Origin of the sequence: Pseudoalteromonas sp. XI10, assembly GCF_001469895.1 — a bacterium.
GTDB lineage: Bacteria > Pseudomonadota > Gammaproteobacteria > Enterobacterales > Alteromonadaceae > Pseudoalteromonas.
The window spans coordinates 222042-235298 of the sequence record NZ_LOPY01000061.1 but is presented as its reverse complement, the minus strand read 5'-3'; the positions used below and the strand labels follow the sequence as shown (position 1 = coordinate 235298).

General features: G+C 40.7%; 11 protein-coding genes. 4 read left to right on the top strand and 7 right to left on the bottom strand.

The window, feature by feature from the left end:
• Positions 1 to 51: 51 nt before the first annotated feature.
• Both AUR67_RS19720 and AUR67_RS19715 read right to left on the bottom strand, forming a co-directional pair.
• Positions 52 to 1359 carry a transporter substrate-binding domain-containing protein gene (locus tag AUR67_RS19720; RefSeq protein ID WP_161936947.1) on the bottom strand — a complete coding sequence of 436 codons (1308 nt, stop codon included), beginning with the start codon at positions 1357 to 1359 and terminating at the stop codon, positions 52 to 54.
• A gap of 95 nt (positions 1360 to 1454) precedes the next feature.
• On the bottom strand, positions 1455 to 3830 hold the full coding sequence (locus AUR67_RS19715; RefSeq protein WP_058586506.1) for a diguanylate cyclase domain-containing protein: 2376 nt from the start codon (positions 3828 to 3830) through the stop codon (positions 1455 to 1457).
• A 180-nt stretch (positions 3831 to 4010) separates the two neighbouring features.
• Here AUR67_RS19715 and erpA point away from each other — a divergent pair, with 180 nt between their 5' ends.
• The 3 genes from erpA (at position 4011) to AUR67_RS19700 (ending at position 8622) form a co-directional block, all read left to right on the top strand.
• Positions 4011 to 4349, top strand: coding sequence for an iron-sulfur cluster insertion protein ErpA (erpA, locus tag AUR67_RS19710; protein ID WP_054562313.1), 339 nt, complete (start codon positions 4011 to 4013; stop codon positions 4347 to 4349).
• A gap of 104 nt (positions 4350 to 4453) precedes the next feature.
• Positions 4454 to 5545 (top strand): efflux RND transporter periplasmic adaptor subunit, encoded by a 1092-nt coding sequence (locus AUR67_RS19705; protein WP_058586505.1) that lies wholly within the window; start codon positions 4454 to 4456, stop codon positions 5543 to 5545.
• Between the two features lie 2 nt (positions 5546 to 5547).
• Complete coding sequence (locus AUR67_RS19700) at positions 5548 to 8622, top strand: efflux RND transporter permease subunit (protein ID WP_058586504.1); 3075 nt, start codon at positions 5548 to 5550, stop codon at positions 8620 to 8622.
• Between the two features lie 39 nt (positions 8623 to 8661).
• Here the strand turns inward: AUR67_RS19700 and AUR67_RS21310 are convergent, their stop codons facing one another.
• Positions 8662 to 8835, bottom strand: a complete 174-nt coding sequence (locus AUR67_RS21310) for a hypothetical protein (protein ID WP_165385093.1) — start codon at positions 8833 to 8835, stop codon at positions 8662 to 8664.
• Positions 8836 to 9146: 311 nt separating this feature from the next.
• Here AUR67_RS21310 and AUR67_RS19695 point away from each other — a divergent pair, with 311 nt between their 5' ends.
• Positions 9147 to 9386, top strand: coding sequence for a helix-turn-helix domain-containing protein (locus AUR67_RS19695; RefSeq protein WP_054562310.1), 240 nt, complete (start codon positions 9147 to 9149; stop codon positions 9384 to 9386).
• A 118-nt stretch (positions 9387 to 9504) separates the two neighbouring features.
• On the opposite strand, the gene AUR67_RS19690 is transcribed toward AUR67_RS19695, so the two are convergent.
• The 4 genes from AUR67_RS19690 to AUR67_RS19675 are packed head-to-tail and all read right to left on the bottom strand — an operon-like array spanning position 9505 to position 13239.
• Positions 9505 to 10884: an AmpG family muropeptide MFS transporter gene (locus AUR67_RS19690; RefSeq protein WP_054562309.1), complete on the bottom strand. Its 1380-nt coding sequence runs from the start codon at positions 10882 to 10884 to the stop codon at positions 9505 to 9507.
• Positions 10885 to 10920: 36 nt separating this feature from the next.
• Positions 10921 to 11538 (bottom strand): peptidylprolyl isomerase, encoded by a 618-nt coding sequence (locus AUR67_RS19685; RefSeq protein ID WP_054562308.1) that lies wholly within the window; start codon positions 11536 to 11538, stop codon positions 10921 to 10923.
• A 2-nt stretch (positions 11539 to 11540) separates the two neighbouring features.
• On the bottom strand, positions 11541 to 12092 hold the full coding sequence (locus AUR67_RS19680; RefSeq protein ID WP_054562307.1) for a YajG family lipoprotein: 552 nt from the start codon (positions 12090 to 12092) through the stop codon (positions 11541 to 11543).
• 13 nt (positions 12093 to 12105) lie between these two features.
• Entirely contained in the window at positions 12106 to 13239 is a 1134-nt protein-coding gene (locus AUR67_RS19675; RefSeq protein ID WP_058586536.1) for a methyltransferase, read from the bottom strand.
• Positions 13240 to 13257 lie beyond the last annotated feature (18 nt).

Here is a 13257-nt window from a genome sequence, read left to right as displayed (position 1 = left end):
CACTTAGTCGTTGGGATTTTATAATTTTATCTGCATTTTGGGTAAATCTAGCTAATCTTTGCTGTAGTTATTAATTCGCTGAGTTAATTCAGGTAAGCGAGCTGTAATGGCTTTGGATATTTCATCTACCAACGGGGCATGTTTTTTATGAATAACCGTGTTGATAGCCATTTGCCTTAGTACAATTACAGAAAAATCTTTTTTAAAGGTAGCTATATCGTTATTGAGCGCAGGATAAAGTGCATAATCGACACGACCTTTTTTTAGCATAGTAAGCGTATGGCTCAAGTCTTCGTTATGAATGACTTCTGCTTTAATATCAAACTCATTAAGTATTTCTATATCACCAATCGAGCTCATAATTCGGTTGTTTGGGTTGTATAAATTATCTCTATCGCATGGCAGCGATTTTCGACATAGAAGCACTAAGTTAATAACGCCAAGGCTAGGTTCTACGACAATAATATTCTCGAATTTACGCATATTACTTTGTGAGCGCACAATATCGCCGTCAACGATGCCTGCATTTAATAACAATACGCCTCTTCGAGATGGTGTTGCTTGCATCTGGACTTTGATATTTAAATCATTATAAACATCACTCATTAACGCTTTGAATGGCGCTACACGCGGAATATCTATATAGGTTAACAACAGCTTTTTTGGCCGAGAGTAATTTGTTGCAGATGGAATTGCGCCAGTAAATAAATCATTGAGTAAGGCTATTTTAGCTTTGTTTTCAGCGTCATTGCGTATGCCAATCACTAATGGGGAGTCGGTAAACTGAGTTACTATTTTCGGCTCAGGTAGGTTTTGTTGCTCAGCAAAATAGTTAAGTACTTTTGGCGCAGTAATCGCAAAATTAATCTGCTTAGTTTGCATTAAGTGGAATAGCTCTTCATCGTTTGCTGTTTGCACAATGCTGCCAGCATAGGATTGAATCACTTTTTCGACCACACCCGGGTAAATATAAGGCTCAACAACGCCAACTTTGTGCTCATTAAAAAGCTGTTCAAGATTTTCAAAATCTTGTGGATTAGACTGAGTGGTAATGACAGCTAATTGAGAATTTAAAATAGTGGGTGAAGCTACAAAGCCGGGCATCATTTCAGATGGCCAAGCAGGGTAATAACCCAGGTAGCCGGTTAACTGGGCTTTTTTTATTGCATCTTGCCAAGGTAAATATTCAACTTCGAGGTCTATTGATTTTTTGGCAAGCCTGTCTCTTAGTAATGCAATAGCATCACCGCCATTTTCCATTGTACTACTTGCATACGGCGGGGCTTCTAAAGAGGTGATTTTCCATGTTTCTTGGTACGTGCTATCAGCAGCTGCAAGCGAGCTAAAAACAAGTACCATAAAATAATAAAAGCGAGTAAGCATGGAAAAAGAATCATTATTAATTGTTTAATAAGTATACGTCTAAATTAGAGTTTTTAGCATTATTAATTTGCTTATTTGCAGTTCATAACATTACAACTAAAGCAGTGATGTTTTTGGTCATACATACGCTTATCGGCCATGCTAAGTAATTCGTCAAATGATTGCGCATCGTCAGGATATAATGCAAAGCCAACACTCGCCTCAACGAGCAAGTCACCATACTCTGATTTTATCGGCGCCTTAATCGCACAGATCAATCGTGATAGTGCACGGTTTATTTGTACTTGGTTTTCTATGTCGGTAACAATAACTACAAACTCATCACCACCAATGCGTGCAGCACAATCGGTTTTGCGAGCGGTGTCTTGTAAGCGTTTGGCAACTTCTATCAGTACTTTATCTCCCATCGCATGGCCATGGGTGTCGTTAATCGGCTTAAACTTATCAAGATCAAAATAAAGGCAACCTACCTTAGAGCCTGTGCGCTCAACACGGGCAAATTCTTGCTTGATGAATCGCTCAAGCGCGCTACGATTTGCTAAACCAGTAAGGTAATCTGTTTGTGCTAATTGCCTAATTTTCTTCTCTGCCATGACGCGTTTTGTGATATCGAAATTAACACCAATCATCCGGTTGCCGTATATTCGTCCATCTGCATTGATATAGCGGGTTTTGCCTGAGGGCAGAACAATCTGAAATTCTGCGTGAAACTCTTCGCCATTTAAAATTGCGAGTTTTAGCTTGTTGGTCACGCCTTCATATTCATCTGGGTGTAAGCTATTAGCCCATGCTGAATAGTCCCCTTTAAATTCTGATTTTGGAATTTCAAATAAGGTATGCATCCAGTCATCCCAGATCAGTTCATTAGTGTCAAAATTCCACTCCCAAATACCAATATGGGCCGCATCTGCAGCCATAGACATGCGTTGGTGTAAGCTTTCAAGCTCGGTTTTTGCTTGTTTTAATTCAGTAACATCTTCAGAAACGTCCAATAAATATTGCGCTTTACCATTACTGTCTTTAATTGTGAGTTTCCGTGTTCTTAAATAATGAGTATTGTCATCAATAGTAACCGGCTTTTCCTCTATAGTTAGAGTGTCATCACTTTTCAATACATCGCGATCGGTTTGCACGAAACTGACTGCTTGTTCATTACTGAAAATATCAAAGTCATTTAAACCGATTAGTTGGTCTTTATTTTTACCTAGTAGTTGCTCACCCGCTTTATTTACATGGCTAAATGTTAAATGCTCAGCTTCTTTTACAAACAACATGATGGGTAAATTATCGAAAATAGTTTGTGTAAAGGCTTCTTGGTTTCGAATATCAGAGAGATCTTTTATTGTCGCCACATAAGGACCTGACTCTTTTTTACCAATTGAGCTGATTGTTAATGTAATAGGAAATCGTTTTTTATTCGCTCGTTGTCCTTTTAAGAGCCGACTGCTACTTTTACCCGCTGTTTTTTTACTAAGCTGTGAATCCCTGAGGATTTCATCAAGTTCTAACGATCTTTCAGGGATCAGGGTACGAATATGTTTGCCTATTAAATCATGCGGGTGATAGCCAAAAACTTGGTTAACAGCCGGGTTTGCAAATTCAATTTTCCCTTCATTATTAAAGCTAATAACCACATCTTGTACGGTATTAAGCACTGCTTTCAGTTTTGCTGATAATAAGCTCCTTGCTCTGAGCTCAACAGCACCTAGTACAATCAGACTTAGTGCCACCAGAATAAAAATAATAAGTTGTGCTAACGTCGAGTAGTCGTGGGTTGTAACATAGGTGGTGTATTCAGTTTCAAAAACCGACATCGAAATCATGCCAATGTAATGCATTCCCGAAATTGCACTGCCCATTATCAAGGCCACAACCAAGTTCATCCGTGTTTGATGAACCCCTTTAGCAAGTCGAAAATCATTAATTTTTAATGCGATACCTGACAGCACAATAGCGACGATAATAGATAAAGAGAACAACCAAGGCTCATAAGCCATTTTTGCGGGCATCACCATCGCCATCATGCCAACAAAATGCATCGAGCCAATGCCAGCACCCATTAACACACTTCTAAAAAGTAGCCCTTTGTTGGTTTGTAGTGCTGGTGAGAGTACGATGTAACTGGCAAACACACTTGGCAATATTGATATCAAAGTAATGCTAATGTTGTATTCAATAGGGATGGGTAAGGTATAAGCAAGCATACCTACAAAGTGCATACCCCAAATACCTATACCTAAAAAACACGAAGCCATGATGGTCCATATCTGACTTTCATTTTTTAGATAAGAGTGTTTGATACGAGCAGATAATAAAAATGAGATATACGAAGCAAATACGGCTGTGAGGATTGAAGCAAAAACAAGGAGTAAATCGTATTCAGCTGGAATGACCTGCGCACTGCTTAAATTATCAGTTATAAAATGCAGCTTGAAATGCTCTATCACAATTATCTTCCCTCAGTGCAAACTCATGCCAGCCCAAATGTAGTACAAATTAACTTTAGTCCAAGGCGAATAGCTTAGCCAGTTGCCCTCACCATAATTGAGATGCTCTTCTGGTGATACTTGATTAAAACACTCGGGTATTAGATAATTGCGGCCAATATAGGTTTTGAGGGTTTTGGTATGTCAGATGAGTTGCCAATCAAGTTCAGCGATGCAGCAGCTGTTCGTGTTAAACAGTTAATCGAAGAAGAAGAGAATCCAGATCTTAAACTACGTGTTTATGTAACAGGTGGTGGTTGCTCAGGTTTCCAATATGGTTTTACTTTTGATGAAAAAGCTAACCCTGGCGATTTAGAAATTGTTAAAAATGGTGTAACGCTTGTTATCGACCCTATGAGTATTCAGTACTTGGTCGATGGTACCGTTGACTATACTGAAGGGCTTGAAGGCGCACGCTTTTTTGTTAATAACCCGAATGCAACAACAACCTGTGGTTGCGGAGCCAGCTTCAGCGTTTAACGAATTATTTAAAAAAGCCACTTTATGTGGCTTTTTTATTGCCTTAATTTCTCATAATATCTTGCCTCTGCTAAATTTTACGCATTATTAGAAGGAATTTTGCGTTGCCAAATATAACTACAACAATAGAAAAGAAACCCTATATTTTAGCTATCGCCATTGTTTTGGTGATTGTACTGTGGATGCTATCTGGGGATAGCAAAGCAGATCAAAAAGCACTGCAAAGTGATGAGCAAGTTCAAGAGCGCTTGCCTAAAGTGCAAGTAATGCCGTTGGTCGCTAAGAATATTAATAAAAACCTAACTTTTTATGGAAAATCTGAGCCTGACAAAATCGCAAACATTAGCGCTAGGCAAGCAGGGCAAGTACTCGAAATTTTGGTTGAAGAAGGTCAGTTTGTAAAACAAGATCAGGTTATTTTACGTCTCGATAAATCTGATTTAGCCGCCCAAATCACATCAGCAGAAGCATTAGTTGCACAGTATCAAACTGAATACGAAGGCGCGCTTAAACTTAATCAGCAAGGTTTACAAAACAAAGTATTGACCATGCAAGCACAAGCCATGTTGCAACAAGCAAAAGCAACCTTGGTAAGCCTTGAATTAAAGCTAGAGCGCACTGAAGTACGTGCTGCTTTTGATGGCGTTATCAACAAGCGTTTAGTCGAAATTGGTGATTATGTTGGCATAGGCGACCCAATTTTGCAGCTTGCTGATTTAGATCCGTTAATTGTCAGAGCTGATGCGACTCAAAAAGAAGTGCAGGGCTTAGAAGTTGGGCAAGCTACTTTTGCTCATGTGCTAAATGACAAAACCTATCCGGGTCGAATTCGTTATATTGCATCTGTTGCTGATGACAGCACCAATACATTTCGCATCGAAGCGGCATTTGAAAACCCAGGTATGAAATATAAAGCAGGTTTTTCGACTCAGCTTAATATTGAGTTGCCAACTGAGCCAGCCATGTTATTGAGCCCGGCTTTCATGGCCCTAGATGAGCAAGGTAATATCGGCGTAAAAGTCGTGAATGACGACAATATTGTAGAGTTTAAGTCGGTAAATCTAGCTAAAAGTACCGAGCAGGGCGTTTGGCTTTGGGGTCTAGGCAATCAAGCGAATGTTATTACCCTTGGTCAAGGTTTTGTGCGTGCCGGTGACAAAGTTGAGCCTGTGTTTACTGAAGCAACGAGCAACTAAGTATGAAAAACTTAATCGAAGCGTCGTTGACTCACACGCGTACAGTTTTATCTATTTTCATCTTGTTGCTGATCTCGGGGTGGGTGACATATCAAACCATCCCTAAAGAAGCGAACCCCGATGTCACCATTCCCTTTATTTATGTCTCCATCATTCATGATGGTATTTCCCCTGAAGATGCTGAGCGGCTATTAGTTAGGCCGATGGAGATTGAGCTTCGCTCAATTGAAGGGGTAAAAGAAATGTCAGCGGTAGCTAGTGAAGGGCATGCCTCTGTGACCCTTGAGTTTATCGCGGGTATGGATCCCAAAGAAGCCTTAGCAGATGTACGAGATAAAGTTAGTTTAGCTAAGGCAAAGCTGCCTTCTGAATCAGAAGAACCAGAAGTTCATGAAATCTTGATGGAAGATCAGCAGCCAACAATTACATTAACCTTGTCAGGTGATGCGCCCGAGCGTGGTTTACTAACCCTTGCCCGTAATCTTAAAGATGACCTAGAAAGCATTTCTAGCGTATTAGAAGTCGATGTAGGTGGTGACCGCGAGGATATGGTCGAAATTGAGGTCGATCCATTGGCGATGATTTCTTATGGCCTTGAACCGAATGACATTATTCAACTGCTATCAAATAACAACCGCTTAGTCGCTGCCGGTACCCTTGATACTGGTAAAGGCCGCTTTGCTGTAAAAATTCCGTCGGTATTTGAGACGATTCAGGATGTGATGGAGCAGCCTGTGAAAGTTGTTGGCGATAGGGTGGTGCGTTTTATGGACGTAGCAAAAATTCGCCGAGCATATAAAGACCCAACCTCAATCGCACGTATTAATGGCCGCCATGCGGTTTCGCTGGAAGTGAAAAAACGTGCTGGCGAAAATATCATTGATACGGTCGATCAAGTTAAAAAAGTGGTTAATGAGGCCAAGAAAATTTGGCCTGAGCATATACGAGTAGATTACACCGGCGACATGTCAAAAGACGTGAAGATGATGCTTTCTGATCTGCAAAATAATGTGCTGTCTGCTGTATTGTTGGTAGTTATCGTTATTGTGGCGGTACTTGGCGCGCGCACCGCCTTCTTAGTAGGTATTGCCATTCCAGGCTCATTCTTAACCGGGATTTTAGTGATCTCTGTGTTTGGTTTAACGGTGAATATCGTGGTGCTTTTTGCACTCATCATGGCTGTCGGTATGCTGGTGGACGGTGCAATCGTTGTTAGTGAGTTTGCTGACAGAGCAATGAGTGAAGGCAAACCGCGCAAGGCTGCTTATAAACTAGCTGCTGAGCGAATGGCGTGGCCAATCATCGCTTCTACGGCAACGACATTAGCAGCCTTTGCGCCGCTAATATTTTGGCCGGGAATGATGGGCGAGTTTATGAAATACTTGCCGATTACGCTTATTGCCACCTTGACTGCGTCATTACTTATGGCATTGGTTTTTGTGCCAACCATTGGTGGATTAATAGGAAAATCAAGGCCGCTTTCTGAGCAGCAAAAACATGATTTAGAGTTAGCTGAGTCAGGTGACTTAACACAAATTAAAGGAATGCTTGGGCGTTATATTCGAGTGCTTGATTATGCAACAGAGCGCCCTTGGTGGAGCCTTGCTGCTGCAATCGTATTCTCTACTTTAGTGTTCTTTGCATTTGCTGTCTCTAAGCTAGGGGTTGAGTTCTTTCCTGATGTTGAGCCAAATGGCGTCAATATCAAAGTACGCTCTTACAGTGACTTATCTATTTTTGAAAAAGACGTGATCATGAAAGACATCGAGTCACGCATTTTAAAAGTGGAGGGTATTAAAACCTTGTATGCCCGTACTGGCGGTAAAGATCAGGTAGGCACGTTTAGAATGAATCTAAAAGACTGGGATGAGCGTCCACCTGCAGAAGATATAATCAGTCAAGTTAACGAAATCACGGCAAGTTATGCTGGTGTCGAAATTGAACTTCGTAAAGATGAAAACGGCCCCGGTGGTGGCAAAGCGCTAAGTATTGAGCTGAGCTCTCGATTTGTTGATGTGCTTAACAGTGAAGCTAAACGAGTAAGGCAAGCTATCGAAAATGATGGCGCGTTTCGAAATGTTGATGACAGTGCTTCAAAACCAGGTATTGAGTGGCAACTTAAATTGAATCGTTCGGATGCGGCTCGTTTTGGTGCGGATGCCAGTATGCTAGGGGCGAATGTTCAGCTTATTACCAATGGTTTGAAACTGGGGGAATATCGCCCTGATGATGTTGATGACGAGATTGATATACGCGTACGCTTTCCTCATGACAAGCGAGATTTAGGACGGCTTGAAACTCTGCGTGTAAAAACTATGCACGGGCAAGTGCCAATTAGTCACTTTGTTGAGCGTCAAGCAGCTCCTAAGGTCGATACAATTCGCCGTGTTGATTCTCAGCGCGTTGTTACCGTCAATGCAGACATGAAACCGGGTGAACAACTTGCTAAAGCGTTGCCACGCTTACAAGCGCAACTAGAGGAGCAAGGGTTAGATCCGCGCGTGAAAATTAAAGTGCGTGGTGAAACCGAAGATCAAGATGAATCAGAAGCCTTCCTTGAGCAGGCTTTTGTAGTTGCCCTGTTTGTGATGGGTATCATTTTGGTAACGCAATTTAATAGTTTTTATCAAGCATTTTTGATTTTAAGTGCCGTACTGTTTTCAACTGTGGGTGTGTTCTTAGGCTTAATCGTATTACAGCAACCGTTTGGTATCGTGATGTCAGGCATCGGGGTTATCTCGCTTGCAGGTATTGTGGTTAATAACAATATTGTATTGATTGATACCTATAATGTTTTACGTAGCCAAGGTCTTGCTGCAAAAGATGCGATTTTACGAACTGGTGCTCAGCGTTTAAGGCCAGTATTGTTAACGACAGTGACCACCATTTTGGGATTAATGCCGATGGTACTGCAAGTGAATATTGATTTATTTAACCGTCATATTGATTTTGGTGCGCCATCTACTCAGTGGTGGGTGCAATTGGCCACGGCTGTTGCGGGTGGATTAACATTTGCTACTGTATTAACACTGGTACTTACGCCTTGCCTGTTAATGCTGCGAGATCGTCGTCGGTAATCGGTAATTTCGTTACTGATTAATTAAAAATGAGTGACCCTAGTGTTGGGTCACTTTAATCATCAGTAAAAAGAAGCCTAAAACTAACGCAGAGGCGATTAAAATATACACAAACCCCTTCTTGCCTTGCTTAATTGGTACACGATTTTGTTTTAAAAATAGGTACCACGCCACACACAGTACAATTGGCAACAAAAATAATATACGAAACATTTCCTAACCTTTTTCAGTATTTACATACACTTTAAGCATAAATATGCAGATTTTAAAGTGATACTTTCATCTTGTTACACTTCCAATTGATCAATTTTTTGGTACAGTTAACCAGTTAACTATAGAGCACATGCTTTAATTTTAGCTACACTTAAGCTTGTATACTAAAAAGGTCCATACCTAAAAGGTGGACATTTGTATAATTAATCATTCAAACTGAAAATTATTAGTATATAATGTGTCCAAGAGTGAGACGGGCAAATTTCACTCTTAAATTATTAACTTGAATCATCTAGTAGGAGATGTATTTTATGATGGGTAAAACAGTTTCTTCTGAAGAAAACTCGAAACTAACGAAATGGCTTAAAACTAAGCGTCATGAAAAAGGTCACACAATGCGTAGCCTTGCACAGGTTTTAGGTACACCGCATTCTTTCATTGGTAAAATTGAAAACCAAGAACGTCGTTTAGATGTAATTGAATTCATGCGTTATTGCGATGCTTTAGAAGTTGACCCATACGAAGGTCTTAACTTGCTTAAAGACGCTTAATTATTCATTACTAAAAGCGAAACGCCGCTTTTAAAGTAATACAAATAGTGCAAGGAAGCGCTATTTAAAGCCCCTCCCTTGCATTTTCATCATACTAATCACATACGTATCAAATTTGTTAATTGTTTTGATGATAGTTGTTTTCTAACGCATAAAGCTTATGGCGAATTAAGAATAAAAATACCAGTGATGGGATCACCATCAATGCAGTTAGCACAAAGAACATCGCCCAGTTTCCACCTAACCAGTCATCAATAACCACGCCGCTGTAGCTCGACAGTAAGGTTCTGCCTAAATTACCCAATGAAGCAAGTAGTGCATAGTGGGTCGCACTAAATGCTCTATCACATAACATTGATATAAACGCCACCATGGCAACGAGTGACCAAGCTTGGGTAAAACCATCAATAATAATAGCAAACGCGTACAGGCTTAGTTTAGGACCTGCAATCGCAATCCAAGCAAAGGCAAGGTTTGAGGCTGCCATCGCAATACCACTAATAAACAAGCCTTTTACAATGCCATAGCGTTGATTGAATAAGCTTCCTAAAAAAGTAAAAGCGATGGTGAGCACTGCAGTACCCACTTTTGAGAAGGTCGCTATGTCACTATTTGAAAAGCCCACTTCTTTATAAAACACGATAGACATTCGCCCTAAAAAGGCTTCACCGATTTTAAATAAGAAAATAAAGGCCAATAATGCCAATGCTGTTTTTACGCCATTACGGGCAAAGAAGGTTCTGAAAGGGTCAAAAACGGTTACAGCAAGCCATGCAATAACTTTAGCAAAGCGAGTCTGCGTACTACCAGCCAGCTTTTGTTGATAGGTTTGTTCAAGCTCAGCTTGAACAGCGTCACGGTTTGATTCGGGTTCTTTTGCCCACAATACGCTGCTCATTAATAGCAACATTACCACAGATAAGAAAAAGTATACTTGCGGCCAATCAATTGAAGGGATGTCGGCCATATAAAATGGCAGGGCGCCTAAAAGGGCGTAACCGCTCCACCAACCTGAAGTGGCCATTGCAGCCGCTGCGGTGGCTTTGTGGCTTTCGTTTTCGGCTAAAGTATCGATACGAAATGCATCAATAGCAATATCTTGAGTCGCAGAAGCGATAGCAATAACTAAACACAGCGCGGCAGCAAACCAGAGGTTGGCTTTAATATCGAGCCCTGCAAGTGAAAAGGTGCCAATAAAAATCACTGACTGGCAAAGTAAAATCCAGCTACGGCGCTGGCCTAGCCAGTTAAATAAAACAGGTAACTTTACACGGTCAACGAGCGGTGACCATAAAAAGTTAATGCTATACGCACCAAACACGATGCCAAATAACCCAATCATACTGCGGCTTAGACCTTCGTCTTTCAGCCAAGCCGACATGACGGAGCCAATCAGTACCCAAGGAAAGCCACTACTGATACCAAAGATGAATATATTGATTAAACGTTTATCTTTGAAGTACGAGAAATACTCTGAAATAGAAAGGGGTTTTGTCATAGTGTTGCCAGTTTAAGGGGCGTGCGCCCCTATTTATTATTGATTAGCGTCAAGCACTTTTACGTTTAAGATAACAACAGGATCTTTGGGTACAAAGCTGTAACCGATTTTTTCGTTAAAAGCGGTTTCGACACGCATGATTTTGTCTAGTGTGTCATAGCCATCCATGACCATACCGAATACAGCAAAGCCCCAGTCGCGACCAGGATTAAGATGATCGTTATCGTCCATGTTAAAGAAAAACTGACGAGTACCTGAGTGAGGTTTACGGTCTTGATATGCCATTGCGATGCTATACATATCGTTTTTTAACCCGTTGCCACTTTCATTAAAAATAGGGTCACCTTCGTACAGACCATCATAGTCTTTATCGTAACCACCGCCTTGAATAACAAAATCACGTTCGTTGTCTTCATCACGTTCTACACGGTGAAACACACTACCTTGATAGCTACCGTCGGCAACGTAAGTTAGAAAGTTATTTACTGTTATTGGTGCGCGTGAACGGTCCATTTCGACCACAATACTGCCAAGCGTAGTGACAATTTCTACGCGTGGAAACATATTATCTTTTTGAATAAATTTACCCTCAGTCGCTGCGAATGAACTGTGAGCAAAAAACAATATAAAACTAAGTAATAAAATACGCTTCATAGTTAACCTTCTAAATAGGCGATTAATTCTGGGTCAGATACAATGCGGGTAATTATTTGCTCAGTCAACTTATTAAGCTGACCTTCTACTTTTGCACGGTCATGGCTGAGTGGCCCTTCTAGGTTTGCATTACCACGGTATATCTTGCTGAAAGTGCTTGAATTTCTGATTACTCTTAAGCCTAATTCAATAGTTGCGTCACTTGTGTGAGTCATCATCTTTTCAGTAACAACTGCTTGTAGCTTATGAATATCTAATTCAAAGCGTGTTGTCGCCAAGTTTGAGATACTCGCCCCATTACGGCTTAATGCACTGTCTAGAGCGCTTTTCACTGAATCAGTAATACCAGGGCTGGCAAGGGTTTTAGTTTTATCTGATTCAATAATTTTTAGGGTCACGTTGTCGCCGCGTAAATCAATTACGCTAGTACTAACGCTAGTGCTAAGGTTTGAAATTTTGCCGCCTTGATAAACGGGGTTTAAAATTAATTGATTGGGTTGGTTGCTACATGCCGCAAGCGCAAGCACCGCACATAAAGGAAGTATTTTTTTCATTTAGTTAGCTCCATTAATTATTCTTTGTTGCACTTAGTACGACAAACTTTTTGTTAGACCCTAACAACTTACAATTGCCGAACATGCGTTTTAACTTTTCATGATAGTCTAGATGACGATTACCAATAATTCTTAATTCACCACCGTGCTTTAATGTGTGTTTTGCCTGTTTGAACATTTGCCAAGCAATATGATCAGTAACCGCTTGCGCTTGGTGGAATGGCGGATTACATAAAACGAGGTCAACACTATTAGGTTGAAAATCGGTTAAGCAATCGTTTTGGACAAACTCACACTGTTCCAATTGCTCAGGTAGATTGTGAGTGATATTTAACTTGGCTGATTCAACGGCCATATACGACTCATCAACGAAGGTCACATGGGCTTTAGGGCAACGCTTTAAAGTCATTAAGCCAACAACACCATTGCCACAGCCTAAATCAATGATGCTGCGGGCTTTACTTGTTTGTGGCAAATAGTTAAAGAAAAAGCGCGCGCCAATATCTAGTGAATCTCGTGAAAAAACATTAGCATGGTTTTGTATTTCAAATTCACTGCCTTCAAGTGGCCAGTTAACAGGGAAGGAGGCAACTTTATTATGGCCGCTGGTTTTACTGATGATTAAGCGGGACTTTTTAACCGCTAAGCTGGTTGATGTTTCACCGATATACTGACTAAAAGCCTTTATAGTTGAGTTGTGAATGTCTTTCGTCTTTCCAGCTGCAATAACATCAATGTCGGCAGGTAAAGCTGCGCTGATTGCGGCAAGTTGATGCTGAAGATAGCCTAAATTGCGTGGCACTTTTAATATCACTAAATCAACCTGATTAGGTAATGCTGCTAATGAGTCCAGTTGCGTTAAAGAATCTGTTGATAACTCATTGGCTTGTAAATTATAGCGGGTAGCTTGATGACCAATATACGAGTCGTTAACTGAATAAACTGTTAACGTATTAAAGGCACAGGCTAAAGCGCCAAAGCTGTCATTGAGTATCAGGATTGAATTTGCATCTGGATAGTGCTCTTGTACATAATTGACAAGGTACTCATCGCCTGAGTCCCACGCTTGAAGACTGCGATTCTTTTGATCTAACGGAAAGCGTTCTAGGGTATAGGTGTTATCACCGAGCTGTGCTTGGGTGGTCATCATGATTTTACGAATGTA